The organism is Methylosinus sp. H3A, from assembly GCF_015709455.1.
Classification (GTDB): domain Bacteria; phylum Pseudomonadota; class Alphaproteobacteria; order Rhizobiales; family Beijerinckiaceae; genus Methylosinus.
Genome location: NZ_JADNQW010000005.1, coordinates 50,689 through 64,104, shown reverse-complemented (window position 1 = coordinate 64,104; position 13,416 = coordinate 50,689). Strand labels below are relative to the sequence as shown.

The following is a 13,416-nucleotide window of genomic DNA, read 5'->3' as shown; positions in this document are numbered from 1 at the left end:
CGAAGTTGAGCGTAAAAGCGAACCGGTACTTCATGTATGTTGACCGCGTGCGGCGCCGGGAATAGCCACGGATCGAATGGCTCGACGCGAGGACTGGCGATGTCTCGAAGACGATGGCGGCAAATCGCCACGGTCGGCTTTCTAGCCTGGTCATATTGCCTTTGGCCGTCTGCGCTCGGCTTTGCAGGACTAGGCGGCTGCGATAAAGCAGCTCGCGACTATCTCACCGAATATTGTACGGAAATCGCGCCGGAGGATCAGGTCAGCAACAAGGGGGAGGCCTTGTCCGACGCGGTCGCCATTCTCCAGCAGGACCGCTTCAATGTCCATGTAAGAGGTCTGCGCCGGAAGGGCGACAGCGTCGACGCTTATTTTGCGGGGACGACGCACTGCGTCGAGATCGCCGGCGCCATGTTGACGATCGACAAGGAAACGAGCGCGGCCATCGTCGACGGCAATCCGTCGCTGCTGCTGGACGTCTACCGCCACAAGAGCAACGGACGGTTGGAATTCTCTGTCGGAGTCTCGGACGAGGCCCCGCCCAAGGGAATTGATGCTGCAGAAACGCTGCGCCCGTTGCACGAGATTCCCCTGCAATATCACGGAAAATGGGCCTATTCGGCCCATAATTGCACCGGGGGAGAACCGACCGCCATCATCGCAATCGATTCCAAAGGTCTGCATCAGTCGGAAGGGGAAATGATCGCTCTCGGGGTTCTCCCTATGGGGAGCTCGCGCCGCACGATTATTATCAACGCTCGAAATTCGGGCGGCGGAGGAAAGTGGGATTCGGAGGAGGAGTTCACCCTTTCATCCGATGGCGACATTCTCCAATGGCGGACGGTGCGGCCCGATCAGCCAGTCTCGCGATTGTTCCGCTGTCGATAAAGCGGCGTATGAAGCAGCGCCACAAGTGGAAAAGACTGTTGGGAGACACGGGATGATGTCGAGACGAAAACTTTTTCTATGCTCCTTTGTCGTCGGCGTCCTCCGCCTCGCGGCCGGGGACGTTATGGCGGCCGGGCGCGATACCGTACGCATGCCGCATTTCACGGCGCGACTGGTCGATGTCCATGAGGTCCCCGGCAAGGGAGTCGAATGGCTCGAGATCGAGTTCGCTTCCGGCGCGATCTCGCAGGTGGAGACGGCGCTGATCCGCATCGATCCCTGGACCTGCGAGCGATCCGCGTATCTGTCCGACGCCAGGGCCCGCAGGTTCGTGGCGAAGCGCTGTGTCCCGGGAGGCGGCGCCACGAGCGCTTCGAAGGGTTGGGACGTCAAGCTCGACGCCGACGGACGGCAGACCTACCGAATTCCCATCGCTCTTTCTCCCGAGGCGGCGCCCGAGCCGCCATTCGATATCGAGGTCCCCATAAGTTACGCCTTGAGCGGCGAGGAAGATGCGCCTCCGAAGGAAACGGCCGCGGTGCTGGCGTTTCGCTGGGCGGGCCGGCAATGAGAAACGCCGGCGCGGGCGCTTGCACGCTGCGGCCGGCCTCTATCCGATTCAGCCAGCCGCTTCCGTCAGCCGGCGCGTATGGGCGCAGTGGCGGATATTGTCCCGCTCCGAGAAGCGAGGCGCGACCCTCCGAAATTCTCCCGTCGTCTTGGGCATGAGACGGTTCATTTGCAAAGTTTCAATGTGACGCGCTCACGGCCGGCTTCCTCGATCACGAGCGTTTTCTTCTCGTCCGAGAGGCTGAGCTGATAGAAATGGCTTTCGCTTTGCCGAAGCGGGCGCAGTTCGACGAGCATCTCGCCAGCGTTCCGCTCCTTCTCGGACGAAAGGACGATTTTGCGCTTCTCGGCCAGAGCGGCTTCTACGTCTCGCGGCGTCATCGTCTCCGGCGTTCGGACATAAGCGCCGGCGACCGCCAACGGGCCGGATTTGGTGAAGATGCGATCGGCGGCGATCCAGACGAATCCGTTGGGAGTCCGGTCCGGGAACGAGGATGAGCGCTGCGCCTCGCCACAGATTTCCGGACGCATGGCCCAGGCGCCGAGGAAGCCCGGCAAGATACCGGCCGCATCCAGAGGCGCATAGGCTTTGCGCGCGCCCCAGGCGCCGGCGACCACTACGCCGCTTTCGTCCACAGTCACGCTGGACGATGCGGCGTAAGCGGGCGAGGCCGTCATGAGGACGACGACGAGAAATTGCTTCAGCCTATCCGACATCGAGATACTCCTTCCGTGCTCACGGCGCGGCGCAGGGAAGCTTGGGCATCAGGTGGAGACCACTGGCCCCAAGAGCGCGCGTATTGAAGACGACCCTTGGCGTCTCGACGCGGATCTGCGACGCTTCCGTGAAGCTCTTGACCTGTTCGCGCGTCAGACGCCCGGTTTCCAATGTGCCCCAGGTTGTCGCTCGAATGGGAACGCGCTTAAACTCCTTGTCCATTTCGTCAAAAAGGATGGCCGTGCCCGGCGCGCCGAAGTAATACGCCTTGTTCTTCATATTGGCGGTTTCCTCCTCGCCCGAAGCGTCGGAGCCTAGCGGCGCGAGTTCTACGAGGAATCGCCAAACGCTCTTTCCGGGGTCGATGCTGTCGCAGCCGAGCGCAAAATTGGGCGTCAGGTCAGTCGGGCCGGATTTATGTTTCGCATTGGGAAAATAGAAACGGACGCCGCCACCCCAGGCGCGATCATCCATAATCCATTCCGACCGAGTGCTCGAGTCGATGACTTCGAGTTTCTCCCGAGGAGCGGCTTCGACGGGCAGCGACGCGAGAATCCACGGAACTGCGATGGTGACGACGAGCGCTTGGGCGACGCGGCGCGCGGCGCGCTCTGCTTCTGACATTTTCTGACCCTGACCTTTGAGAGAGAAGGAGCGGATGCCGATCGACACGCGAGCTCACCGCGTCGCGCAGGGAAGCTTCGAATTGCCGTCGATCGTCGCTTTCAGCGCCGACGTTGCGGATTCGAAAAAAATCCGCGGCGTTTCGGCGCGGATCGCCGATGCGTTCAGGATAGCTTGGACATCGTCTTGCGTCAGAGCAGCGGTTTCGAGCGCGCCGTTCCTCGGCGTAAGCAGAGTGCGCCTTATCTCCTTGTCCACCTCGTCCAGGAGAACGAGCATCCCCGGCGCGCCGAAGTAATATTTCATGCCTTTCTCGTGGGCGATCTCGTCCCTGCTCGTGATGCCCGATCCGGGCGGTGTGGCTCCCACGCGGAAGCGCCAGTAGCTCTTTGTCGGATCCTGGTCGGCGCAACCAAAAGAAAATTCCGGCGCTCCTCCGGCGAGAAAATTCAGGGAAGGCGCGCCCGCTTCCTGGCTTTGTTTCAGATCGAACACAAAGCGAGCGCCGCCGCCCCAGTCAAAGGCCTCGATCCAATTCGCCCGAGGATTGCGATCGACGGCTCTGAGCGGCGCCGGAGAGGCGGCCATCGCGGGAAGCGCCACGAGCATTTGAAGAGCGACCATGGTTGCGAGGAGGGAGTTGGCGCCGATTGGCATGGAAGGCGTCTTTCTGGGCATTTTGTGACCTCGATGAATGAGAGAGCGGATAGTGTTCGCCCGATGAGCAAAAGAGAACGGCGGCGTGGCGGGTGGACTCATCGCCGTGTCGGCCGCCGAGGGGCGGCCTCTACCGAGAGCGATGCGAGACTCCGAGCCCTGTGATCGTGACGACACACGCTCTGGCGACGCCGTGCGCTTTGCTTCTGACATTTTACGCCCCTGACTTTCCAGAGAGAGGGGGGATGCCGATCGACACACGAGCTCACCGCGCGGCGCAGGGAAGCTTCGGATTACCGTCGATCATCGCTTTCAGCGCCGAGGTTCCAGATTCGAAAAAAATCCGCGGCGTCTTGGCGCGGATCACGGACGCGTTCAGGATGGCTTGGACATCGTCTTGCGTCAGAGCGGCGGTTTCGAGCGCGTCGTCGCTCGGCGCAAGCGCAATGCGCTTTATCTCCTTGTCCGCCTCGCCCAGGAGAACGAGCATTCCCGGCGCGCCGAAGTAATATTTTATGCCCTTCTCATACGCGATCTCGTCCTTGCTCGTGATGCCAGATCCGGGCGGCGTGATTCCCACGCGAAAGCGCCAGTAGCTCTTCGCCGGATCCCGGTCGACGCAACCAAACGTAAATTCAGGGTCGCCTCCCGCGAGAAACTTCAGGGACGGCGCCCGGACTTTTGTTTCGAATTCGGTTCCGGCGAGAAAATCTCGGTGTGCCGCGTCCGCTGCTAGGCTCTGTTTCAGATTCAACACAAAGCGAGCGCCGCCGCCCCAGCTACGGTCCTCGATCCAATAATTCGACGGAGAGTCGCGATCGACGGCTCTGAACGGACCTGGCGACGCGGCCAATGCGGGAAGCGATGCGAGCGCGAGGACGGTGACTAGGCGAGAACCGGCGCCGACTGGCAGGGAAGGCGTCTTTCTGGACATTTCGCGACCTCGAAGAATGAGTGAGCGGATAGCGTTCGCCCGATGAGCAAAGGAGAACGGCGGCGTGGCGGGGAAATTCATCGCCGTGTCAGCCGGTTCAGTCGAACGATGGCCGCTTACGTCGCCGCCATGAGTGAACCACGAGGACCAGCAGCCACAAGACGAACAATCCGGCGCCGATGGGTAGGGTGAAGATCATCAGCCAGCCGCCGACCGCCATATTGTAGAGGGTCTGTCCCACGTCCGAACCGAGGATGAGGCAGGGGTGCGGATTGCCTTCATCAAGCGCGCAGCTGTTGGCGCTCGCGACGAGGCTCGCGGCGAAGAGAGAGAGCAGCGGCAAGAAGGCGAAGAAAGTGATCGCGACGAGCGCCAGTCCATAGCGCCAAGCCAGCCTATGCCGGCTCCAGCCGGGGAAGTCGATCATCGCGGTCACCATTTCCACATGCGCTTCAGTCATCGATCCCGTAGATGCTCGCGTCGTAAACGAGTCCAATCTCCGCTCCATCCGGCGCCTGGACACGTAGGGCGGTCCATTCCTCGCCCGCCTCCGGCCCGTTATCGATTTGCGAGACGTTGCCGAGCTGGAGCGGCCGGTATTGTCCGGCGGCCGCGGGTTCGCAGGCTTGTCCGGCGAGCGAGCGCAAAAGCGTGGCGCGCAACATTTTCGGCTTTTTCTCGTGCAGATGGGCCTTCTCGACGATAGAAACGACGAAAGTCGCCGCTTCGTAGCTCGGGCAGCGATAGCCGCGATGATAGTCTCCGTGCTTCTTGCCGCTCAGGGGGATCATCCCCTGGAAGCTTCCATGACTCGGATCGCCGATCCAATTTTGGAGCGCTTCTCTCGAATCCTGCGCAGACGCCGAACCGAAGGCGAGGAGCAGGATGGGCAGGGCGCAAATATTTCTCATAATTTTTGAAATCCCGGATCTTCGGATAAGGCATGGAGCCATCCGATCCTCGCGAAATCAATCACGCCGACGCACCGGTACAATGCGCGCGTTGCCGCTGACAGAGACGCGGCAAATAATATGCTATGACGCCTCGGGGCTATGAACACGTCTATCAGAAAGGGGCAGGACATGCGCATCGACGGAGAGGCTGTCGTTCAGCAAGGCGACGACTGCCTTGCGCGAGGGGACGTTCAACTGTCTCAACAGTTGCGAGACATGATTGCGTACCGTGAAATGCGACAGTTTCAAGCGCCGGCCGATCTCCTTGTTCGACAGGTCATGCATCAAGAGCCGCAGAATGTCGTGTTGTCGCGCCGTCAGCGTGGACAGCCTGTGTGTGAGGGACAAGTCGCGCGCGCCGGCCGCTTCGCGCCGCGCATACAGCACGCTGCCCTCCGGCAGCATGTGACGCACCCGAGCGAGAATATCGTCCGCGTCTTTGGTCCGCACCGCGAACAAGACGACGCTCGCGGTCGCACTGTGCTCGATCATCGAGCGGCCTCCTGAATGCCCTCTGTCCCGAAGGTTTGGCGCGATGTCCGAAATGTCGTATTTGTCCATGCTGAAACTTCCGCGTGGTCCCTTTCCCAGCTCCGTAGCATCGCTGGAGCGCGGGTTCATTCGACTTCCGGCGACGAGCGCGAGCGCGGCGACGAGCGGCGGCGAGAATCTGCGAATGGCGACTGTGGAGGGACGAACGGCACGGCTTTGCGGAAGCGCTGCGGATGGCGCCACGAGTCGGTGAACGGAAGTCGCCGTGGGTAAATCTGAAGAGGAAATGAAGGATGATGAAGCGATCGTCCAACGCATGCGCCATCCGTCAGGCCACAATTCGTTTCGGCCTGATCTATTGGGGTGGCGCGTTCCTTTCATCAGTTGTTCTTTGGATTCTTAAAACAACAGAATCTGTAGACTACACCCAGCGCGTCGCATATATTGCAGAAAAAATTCTTCGATATGGGTCCGGATGGCTTATTACAGCTGGAATTTCGTATATTTTGTTTTGCTTAGATAGGTGGGCGAGCCGTCGCGGGCCATCGGAAAGCTCCCTGCCGATTTTCGTCGTATCCTCCTTCTTGATCTCCCTAGCAGCGGCGCCGGTTTGGGCTGCATTGGGCTATGCCGCTCAAACTGTCTACCCTTTGCCACAACTGGCAGCTCACGACTGGAATAGTTTCATCAACGACACAGCCTTAGGTGCGGCGTTGTTTTTTGGCTGGTCCTGTCTGTTCGTCAGCCTCATCTTCAGTTTCGAACTCCATGACCGCGGACGTCGGCTAGCCGCTGCCCGTGAGGAAGCGCTGTCGGCGCAAATGCGCGCGTTGCGGTACCAGGTAAATCCGCATTTTCTCTTCAACACGCTGAACTCGATCGCCGGCCTGATCGAGGAGGGATCGGCCACCCGCGCCGAGCGCATGGTCCTGTCGCTCTCGACATTCCTGCGCGCGACCTTGTCGCTCGATCCCATGCATGACGTGTCCTTGGCGGATGAGCTGGCTCTTCAGGAGGAATATCTGCAGATAGAGCGTGAACGCTTTTCCGACCGGATGGCGTTCAGCATCGACATGCCCGACGATGTGCGCAGCGCCCTTGTGCCGAGCCTGATCCTGCAGCCGCTGATCGAGAATGCCATCAAGCACGGCGTCGGCGCCACTGTCGGCAAGGTCGAGATCGCGCTGCGCGCGCGCCGTGAGGCAAACCGGCTTCGGGTCACGGTCGAGAACGACATGCCGATGGAGGATGACGGCAAGAAGCCTGCCGGCATGGGAGTCGGATTGCGCAACGTCGCGGAACGTCTGCACGCCCGCTTTCAAGGCGACAGCTCGTTTTCATCCGGCCCGGTCGCGCCCGGCCGCTACCGCGCGTTCATCGAGCTCCCGTGGCGGCTCGCATGAGCGAGCTCACGATTCTCGTCGTCGACGATGAGCCGCTCGCGCGCCGCAGGCTCTTGCGTCTGCTCGCGAAGATGGAATGGGTCGGGCGGATCGACGAAGCCGCCGACGCCAGGGAGGCTCGTCGCGCGGCGGAACAATCTCGGCCCGACATTCTTCTGCTCGACATTCAAATGCCGGGCGGTAGCGGCTTCGATGTTCTGGAAAGCTTCGGACCGGAGCCGCCGGTGGTCGTTTTCGTCACCGCATTCGACCATCACGCCCTACGCGCCTTCGAGGCCAATGCCGTCGACTACGTCACCAAGCCGATCGAGCCGGGGCGCTTCGCTCGCGCCCTGGAGCGCGCGCGGATCGCCGCGGGCGCGCGCCTTCAGGCGGACCGAGTCGCCGAATTGCAGGAAACGATCGCTTCCCTGAAGCGCGCTTTGACCGAACAGCCGAAAAAGCCGACCGAGTTCTGGGTGAAGGCGCAAGGCGAATACTTGCGCGTCACGCTGGCCAATGTGATCCGCTTTCAGGCGGAACGCGATTATGTGCGTATTCATGTCGTCGGCGCGGACTATCTCTTTCAGGAGAGCCTGTCCTCGCTCGAACGCCGTCTCGACGGTGAAGAGTTCCTGCGTATCCATCGCGGAGCGATTGTGCGCCGCAGCGCCATCACGCGTATCAAGCAGGCGCCTTTCGCGGCGCTGATCGCGGTTTTGAGCGATGGTTCGGAAGTGCGCGTGGGGCGAACCTATGCGCCGTCGATCCGCGCGAGGCTCACGCGGGCATAGCGTGAGCGCCTTCTCGGCCGACTTCCTTAGGACCGTGCTCACTGTTCGAGCGGAACGCCGTTCTGTGCTAGCCACTCGGCGACCGCCTGCCGCGCGCGCCGCGCCTCTGCGGTGAGCAGACGCTCCTGCGTCATGAAGAGATAAGGCTGGAAAGTCTTGCCCTGCCGATTGCGTGCCGCGGCCGGGGCTCCTCGCTGCAAGATTCTCAGGACCCGTGCCGGATCGCCGATCTGCGCCGCGACGTGCAGAATTGTATTGCCCATGTTGTCGGAATGATTCAAACGCGCTCCGGCGGCGAGCAACATTTCGAACTGTTGCTCCCGCTCCCACATCAAGGCCGCCATCAAAGGCGTCCTGCCGGTCAACTCATTGCGGGCGTCGACCTCGATGCGGCGCGTCAGCAGCAGGCGCAGATATGCCGGATCGTTCGCTTTGGCGGCAAAGTGAATCGTCGTATCGCCGTCGATTCCGGGCTGCGCAGGGTCGGCGCCGACATTCAGCAGCGCTTGGAAGGCGATATGGCTTTTGTTGAGCATAGCCCATTGCAACAGCGTGACGTTTCTGTCACCTCTCGCTCGCACATCGGCGCCCGCGGCCACGAGCTCTGCGGCGCGCTTGCTGTCCCCCTGCATGGCTGCGTCGAGCAGCGCGACGACCTTAGGGCCGAAGAATATCTCGCGAGAGCTCGGCTCGGCTCCGCTCGGCTTCGGCAATAAGAACTGGAGCAGGCTAATTGCACCCAAGAGAAAATTCCGGCGAGAAAGCCTGGCCGATCGCTTCGCCCAGTTCATGGCGCGGACTTCTTCCACGGCTCGAATGTGCTTAAAGTGTAGCCCGTCTCGCCACTGATGTGGAGCGTCGCGCCTTTGCATTCCCGCAGGCGGGTCTCGAAGCTGTGGCTCGTTTCGATCTGTTCGAGATCTGTCCGAACGCGCCCATGGTGATGCCATACGGTCGCCTGATAACGGGCGCTGTCGGTCTCCGTCCGCTCTATGCCCGCTGTTTCCAGCGACGTCTCATGGTCGGAGCCGTCGGCATCGAGAGTCTTCTTGACGACGCGTTGCTGTTCCTCGGCATATTGGCGCTCGAGTTCCTCGACGCATGCTCGATGCGACGCGAGCGTTTGCGAAGATGGCGGGACTGGCAGCCTGCCGCTCGCATCGGCCGGCTGCGACGCCAGAAAGATCACAAGACCGAAAGCCTTCGCCAGCGATCGGAAACGCATCCCTGCCATAGACGTGCTGCTCCATCGATTTGCGATCGATTTCGACTCGAATCAACGAGTCTCGCCAGAATAGGGGGACTCTCCGCCTCGCGAGTCGTTCGTGTGCTCTTTCAAATTTGCGCAAACACAAACCGCGTCGGCGCAATTATTGGAAAGCTGTTTGCGAATGAAGGAGCAATCCGGCTTCGAATGAACCATCTGTGTCTTGGTGGCGTTCTCATAGGCGTAGACGGCGGCCTTGGTGTCCAGAATTTCCATGAGTCTCAATCCGCTGTTTTGGCAGATCAGCCGCTCGATCGGCTTGCTTTGCCTTTGACAGTCGAGGCAGGACGGAACGTCGCCGTAAAAATCCGACAAATCGCCAATCGCGCGCTTGACCTTGTCGACGTCTACGTTCGGGCAATCGACCGCAAGTGCGCGCCTCGCGACGCCCGTGAGAAGCAAGATCAACAAGGACGCCAACAAAGCTGTTCGCATATCATCCTCCTTTGCGTTCGTGTTCCGAATCGCGACGAACTCATCGAAGCGGCTCGATGCGGGTGACGCAGGATCTCTTCGTCATATCGCTCCCGGGCGTGAACAGAGAGAAGGAAAAGAACGTCTCTCCTGGGCTGTTTTTGCCGCCATCCTCATTGCGACCGGCGCGGACAAAAATCGGCCTGGGCTCGGCGAGAAGATTGATCCGGAAAAAGGCAGTGTGTTCGTCATCGATCTGATCGCCATATCCGTCCGTCTTGCAATTGTCGGAAAGCAGGGTCACGGTCCCGGCGCTCAGCTGCCTTTGGAGAATTTCCTGATAATTGCTGCTCGGATAAAACTTCTGAAGCTCTATTCCGCGAGCCCCTTTGGCGCTGTGGAAAATGACGTCGATCGAGGCGTCGCCTTCGTTGCCTCTTTTGCTCGTTGCTTTCGCGCCGATCCCGACCGGCAGATCGACGTCGCCAAATCCCCTCAGGCGCAGTTGCCCCAGCAAATGGTAAGTCACGCTGAGGTCCTTCTCGGAGTCCTCGGGATAGGCGAAACCTTTCCATTCGATGTTCGACAGCGCGGCGATCTCCTTGTCCCGCTTGCCCTGCGCGAAGGCGAAGAGCAACGTTTCGAGTGGGCTGCTCGCAGCGAGCGCCTCAATTGAGGCGCCGGTCGCCAACGCGATAAGGGCGAAAAAAATAGCGAACCGGGTGGAGATTTTATAAGTCATGCAAGTGTCGACCATCTCGTCGCGGCTCCTTCAACATCGCCAATGGAGAAAACACCAGACAATTCGCGTCGGCGCGACAGCGCAAGGTCATGAGGCAGGCGAGAATGAATCGTTTCATCCTTGCTCCAGTCACGGACGGCCGCTCGAGACTCTGATAGTGGTTCACTTCTTGGCCGGCTCGCTCACGCATTTTTCAATCGGGAAAAGCACGAAGCGCTTACCTCTCAGTGCGGCGGCTTTCTTCGGTTCGAGACCGTGTTCGCCGTAAGGATCGACCTCGAATGACGTCAAGGCATACTGTCCGGTATTCTCCTGGTAGCGCCATGACCCATTCTCGCCGGAGTCCTGATCGGCACCCCAAAGGTCGTAGCTCGTGATTTCCAAATTATTTGGATTGATTTTCCCGTTCGGAAGTCTGGTCGCGACTTCGTATCCCGTCGCTCTGGGCTTTTCCGCCAACTCGGAACTAATGTCGTCCCCCCAACGAAGCTCGTATACGGGCTTTGCGAATTGCATCAGCCGGTAGCCGTGGTAAGTCCGCCACTGAAGAAATACGCGGGTCCGGGCGGCGGAATATTCGCAATGGAGATCGTAGATGACAGTGGCGGTCTTTCCGCTGCGCCGCGCCACGAGCATTCGGTCATCCTTGATGAGGTTCACGTTATCGGTATCGTCACATCCGGCGTCGGTATGTGAAATTAGGAATCTGCGCGCCTCTTTCATCGTTGGAACATCCGGAGGCAATTCTGCGCCGCGCGCGGAGGTTTGCGCGAAAAGCGCCAGGACGAAGAGACGGGCGGCGACGCCCGCAGAGATTTTTAGGAAAGTAGCCATCCGGACAACGGCCTTCTGCAAAAGCGGAGCGCGGCGAACGCGATGAGATGAGGCATATGAGAATGCACGTATTCATTTTCGCTCTACTCAGGACTGGCGCTCGCGTGGTGATGACGCTCTCTCTAAACACTTCCCCTTGCCGGGGGAATGCTGGCGGCGCCTATGCTTCCTCCCGCTGCAAGGGAAGGGCCGGGGTGGGCCAGCCTTTCAAATTTGATGACGCGCGCCACTCGTCCCTCGAAAGCGCTCCCATCGTGATTCATTTTCCACGTTTGCTGACGCAGTTGCTCAACCACTTTCGCGCCGTAGAGCCGCTGTGCCACTTGCCGTGGATAACTTCCTGCCCGTGCAGTTCCACAGAATAATCCTGCATTTCCTCGATCGAGCTGAGCAGCGCCTGCGTGGAGGGGACGGCGAATATGACCATTCCGATCTTTGTGGACCAGGGCAAACTCGCATGAGACGCGTGAACCCTCTGGGTTTCCCCGGACTGGGTAAGACTGACCGTTTCGGTACGGATGTCCGCGGTCGGTGGGATCGCCCCGCCGAAATAGGCGAGGAGCGTGCCTTTGGCTTCGCCCGCCCAATCCATGATCAAGACACCGCCATTCAATTGGAGGAATGATGCGGTGCAGATCTGGCGGGGATCTTTCGGCTGCGAGCGTGAGAATTTCCATACGCCTTGCTTCAATTCGCGCAAGACAGGGTTGTTCTTCAACAGACGCTCTTCGTTTTCCTGCGCGACTTGTTTTTCCCATTGGAGAAGGGCGCGGAACTCATCGGCATTGAAGGGGGGCGGGCCAGAATCCCCACCTCTGCTCGGTCCCACGTTGCTATCGTCTACGTCGTAGGCATGGAGGCAACCCGTCCAGCCGGCATTTTCTTGTCCGGGCACCATAGCGCCGCCTGGGATAAATCCGGGTGGGCAGACGCCTTCGGCAGACGCACGATCAGCGCCAGGGAATGCAAACGCGAAGAGGGAAAATAGGAGGCCGGGCGAAAATCGTAAATGCCTTGTCATTTTCGTGCCTAGTCCCTTAGCATCGCGCCATGAGGCGCCGTCCGAAGGCGCCTCGTTGTCGAAGATCGGCAAAACTCCGGTCCGCATCCGCCATTGTGGAGATTGGACTGCCGCGCCAAGCTACGGGAAATGACCAAGCCGACCAAGGAATACGATGTACCGGTGCTTGCGAGCGGCGTCATTCCTGCAGTTCTCTTCCGCGTGTCCGACCCATCATGAGCCAGCGCCAGCGTACGGGTTCGCCGGGCTCTGGCCGAGGGTCATGGCCGCCTTCCTTTCAGCGGTCGCGGCGGCGCAGGGTCGATAGGATCTCGCGGATCGCGGTGACGACTGCCTCCGGCTTCTCGAGCGGAATGGCGTGACCGCTGTCGACCCACACTTGGCGGGCGCCGGGATTGAGGCGGAGAATGTCGATCCGCTTCGCGTTGCTGTCACGAGCGAGTTCGGAGCTCTCGCTCATGGGCTTGGCAGCGCTGAGGATCGTGACTGGCTTTCCGGTGAACGGCGGCAAGGCGACGAGCGCCGCGCCGGTCGCCGGCAGGGAGGCCAGCTCTTCCTGCGCGACTCCGGGAGACGCCACGTCGATGGCGAGCTTGACCAAAACCGGCCATTTCTCGCGCGCGCCGGCGCCGCTCAACTGCTCCGGATGCGTCGAATCGACCAGCACGAGGCCGGCCACTTCGTTGGGATGACGGCGTGCATAGAGTTGGACGTAAAGACCGCCGATGGAATGGCCGACCAGCACATAGGGCGGTGCGATTCCTCTGGCCCGAAGCGTTGCGCGGAGTTCCTCGACGACGGTGACGCCGTCGCGCGGCGTCGTCGCCGGCGCACTCGCGCCGATGCCGGGACGATTGTAGGCGAAGACGGTGGTTTCCGTCGCGATGTCCGGCAGAACCTTCGACCACCACTCCAATCGACCGCCGAGCCCGTTTTCGAACACAACGGCCGGCATGCCCTTTCCTGTGACGACGTGCTCGACCTTTCTCTCGGCGAGGACCGACGTGGGGACGCCGTCCATCGAGGCGCAGCTGCCGAATGCGATTGCGAGGAGAAGTGTCGCGACGATACGGCCGGAGCGTCGAATGCGTGGTGTGTCTCGCACCGCTTTCTCTCGCTTGCGCTT

Annotated in this window: 17 protein-coding genes; 4 read left to right on the top strand and 13 right to left on the bottom strand. The window is 60.6% G+C overall.

Annotated elements, in window-relative coordinates; all coding sequences use genetic code 11:
• Positions 1-99 precede the first annotated feature (99 nt).
• Both IY145_RS03165 and IY145_RS03160 read left to right on the top strand, forming a co-directional pair.
• Positions 100-888, top strand: coding sequence for a hypothetical protein (locus tag IY145_RS03165; RefSeq protein ID WP_196406882.1), 789 nt, complete (start codon positions 100-102; stop codon positions 886-888).
• Between the two features lie 124 nt (positions 889-1,012).
• Positions 1,013-1,459: a hypothetical protein gene (locus tag IY145_RS03160; protein ID WP_024881887.1), complete on the top strand. Its 447-nt coding sequence runs from the start codon at positions 1,013-1,015 to the stop codon at positions 1,457-1,459.
• 164 nt (positions 1,460-1,623) lie between these two features.
• Here IY145_RS03160 and IY145_RS03155 read toward each other — a convergent pair whose 3' ends face one another.
• From IY145_RS03155 to IY145_RS03125, 7 genes are all read right to left on the bottom strand, one after another.
• Positions 1,624-2,175 (bottom strand): hypothetical protein, encoded by a 552-nt coding sequence (locus tag IY145_RS03155; RefSeq protein ID WP_196406881.1) that lies wholly within the window; start codon positions 2,173-2,175, stop codon positions 1,624-1,626.
• 19 nt (positions 2,176-2,194) lie between these two features.
• Entirely contained in the window at positions 2,195-2,848 is a 654-nt protein-coding gene (locus IY145_RS03150; RefSeq protein ID WP_196406880.1) for a hypothetical protein, read from the bottom strand.
• A 6-nt stretch (positions 2,849-2,854) separates the two neighbouring features.
• Positions 2,855-3,478: a hypothetical protein gene (locus IY145_RS03145; RefSeq protein WP_196406879.1), complete on the bottom strand. Its 624-nt coding sequence runs from the start codon at positions 3,476-3,478 to the stop codon at positions 2,855-2,857.
• 244 nt (positions 3,479-3,722) lie between these two features.
• On the bottom strand, positions 3,723-4,037 hold the full coding sequence (locus IY145_RS25560) for a hypothetical protein (protein WP_246721746.1): 315 nt from the start codon (positions 4,035-4,037) through the stop codon (positions 3,723-3,725).
• Between the two features lie 451 nt (positions 4,038-4,488).
• Positions 4,489-4,851, bottom strand: coding sequence for a hypothetical protein (locus IY145_RS03135; protein ID WP_210332613.1), 363 nt, complete (start codon positions 4,849-4,851; stop codon positions 4,489-4,491).
• Positions 4,844-5,182 carry a hypothetical protein gene (locus tag IY145_RS03130; protein ID WP_196406877.1) on the bottom strand — a complete coding sequence of 113 codons (339 nt, stop codon included), beginning with the start codon at positions 5,180-5,182 and terminating at the stop codon, positions 4,844-4,846. Before IY145_RS03130 ends, IY145_RS03135 begins: the two co-directional genes overlap by 8 nt.
• 243 nt (positions 5,183-5,425) lie before the next feature.
• Positions 5,426-6,154, bottom strand: coding sequence for a LuxR C-terminal-related transcriptional regulator (locus IY145_RS03125; protein ID WP_246721744.1), 729 nt, complete (start codon positions 6,152-6,154; stop codon positions 5,426-5,428).
• Between IY145_RS03125 and IY145_RS03120 the strand changes: the two genes are divergently transcribed.
• Positions 6,130-7,239, top strand: a complete 1,110-nt coding sequence (locus IY145_RS03120; RefSeq protein WP_246721743.1) for a sensor histidine kinase — start codon at positions 6,130-6,132, stop codon at positions 7,237-7,239. The two genes, IY145_RS03125 and IY145_RS03120, sit on opposite strands and share 25 nt — an antisense overlap.
• Positions 7,236-8,012, top strand: coding sequence for a LytTR family DNA-binding domain-containing protein (locus IY145_RS03115; protein WP_196406876.1), 777 nt, complete (start codon positions 7,236-7,238; stop codon positions 8,010-8,012). Before IY145_RS03120 ends, IY145_RS03115 begins: the two co-directional genes overlap by 4 nt.
• Before the next feature lie 38 nt (positions 8,013-8,050).
• On the opposite strand, the gene IY145_RS03110 is transcribed toward IY145_RS03115, so the two are convergent.
• The 6 genes from IY145_RS03110 to IY145_RS03085 form a co-directional block, all read right to left on the bottom strand.
• On the bottom strand, positions 8,051-8,884 hold the full coding sequence (locus IY145_RS03110; protein ID WP_196406875.1) for an ankyrin repeat domain-containing protein: 834 nt from the start codon (positions 8,882-8,884) through the stop codon (positions 8,051-8,053).
• 404 nt (positions 8,885-9,288) lie between these two features.
• Entirely contained in the window at positions 9,289-9,714 is a 426-nt protein-coding gene (locus IY145_RS03105; protein ID WP_196406874.1) for a hypothetical protein, read from the bottom strand.
• A gap of 40 nt (positions 9,715-9,754) precedes the next feature.
• Positions 9,755-10,435, bottom strand: a complete 681-nt coding sequence (locus IY145_RS03100; RefSeq protein WP_196406873.1) for a hypothetical protein — start codon at positions 10,433-10,435, stop codon at positions 9,755-9,757.
• A gap of 162 nt (positions 10,436-10,597) precedes the next feature.
• Positions 10,598-11,269, bottom strand: coding sequence for a hypothetical protein (locus tag IY145_RS03095; RefSeq protein ID WP_196406872.1), 672 nt, complete (start codon positions 11,267-11,269; stop codon positions 10,598-10,600).
• 259 nt (positions 11,270-11,528) lie between these two features.
• Entirely contained in the window at positions 11,529-12,362 is an 834-nt protein-coding gene (locus tag IY145_RS03090; protein ID WP_196406871.1) for a hypothetical protein, read from the bottom strand.
• A gap of 205 nt (positions 12,363-12,567) precedes the next feature.
• Complete coding sequence (locus tag IY145_RS03085; protein ID WP_210332612.1) at positions 12,568-13,245, bottom strand: alpha/beta fold hydrolase; 678 nt, start codon at positions 13,243-13,245, stop codon at positions 12,568-12,570.
• Positions 13,246-13,416: the final 171 nt, after the last annotated feature.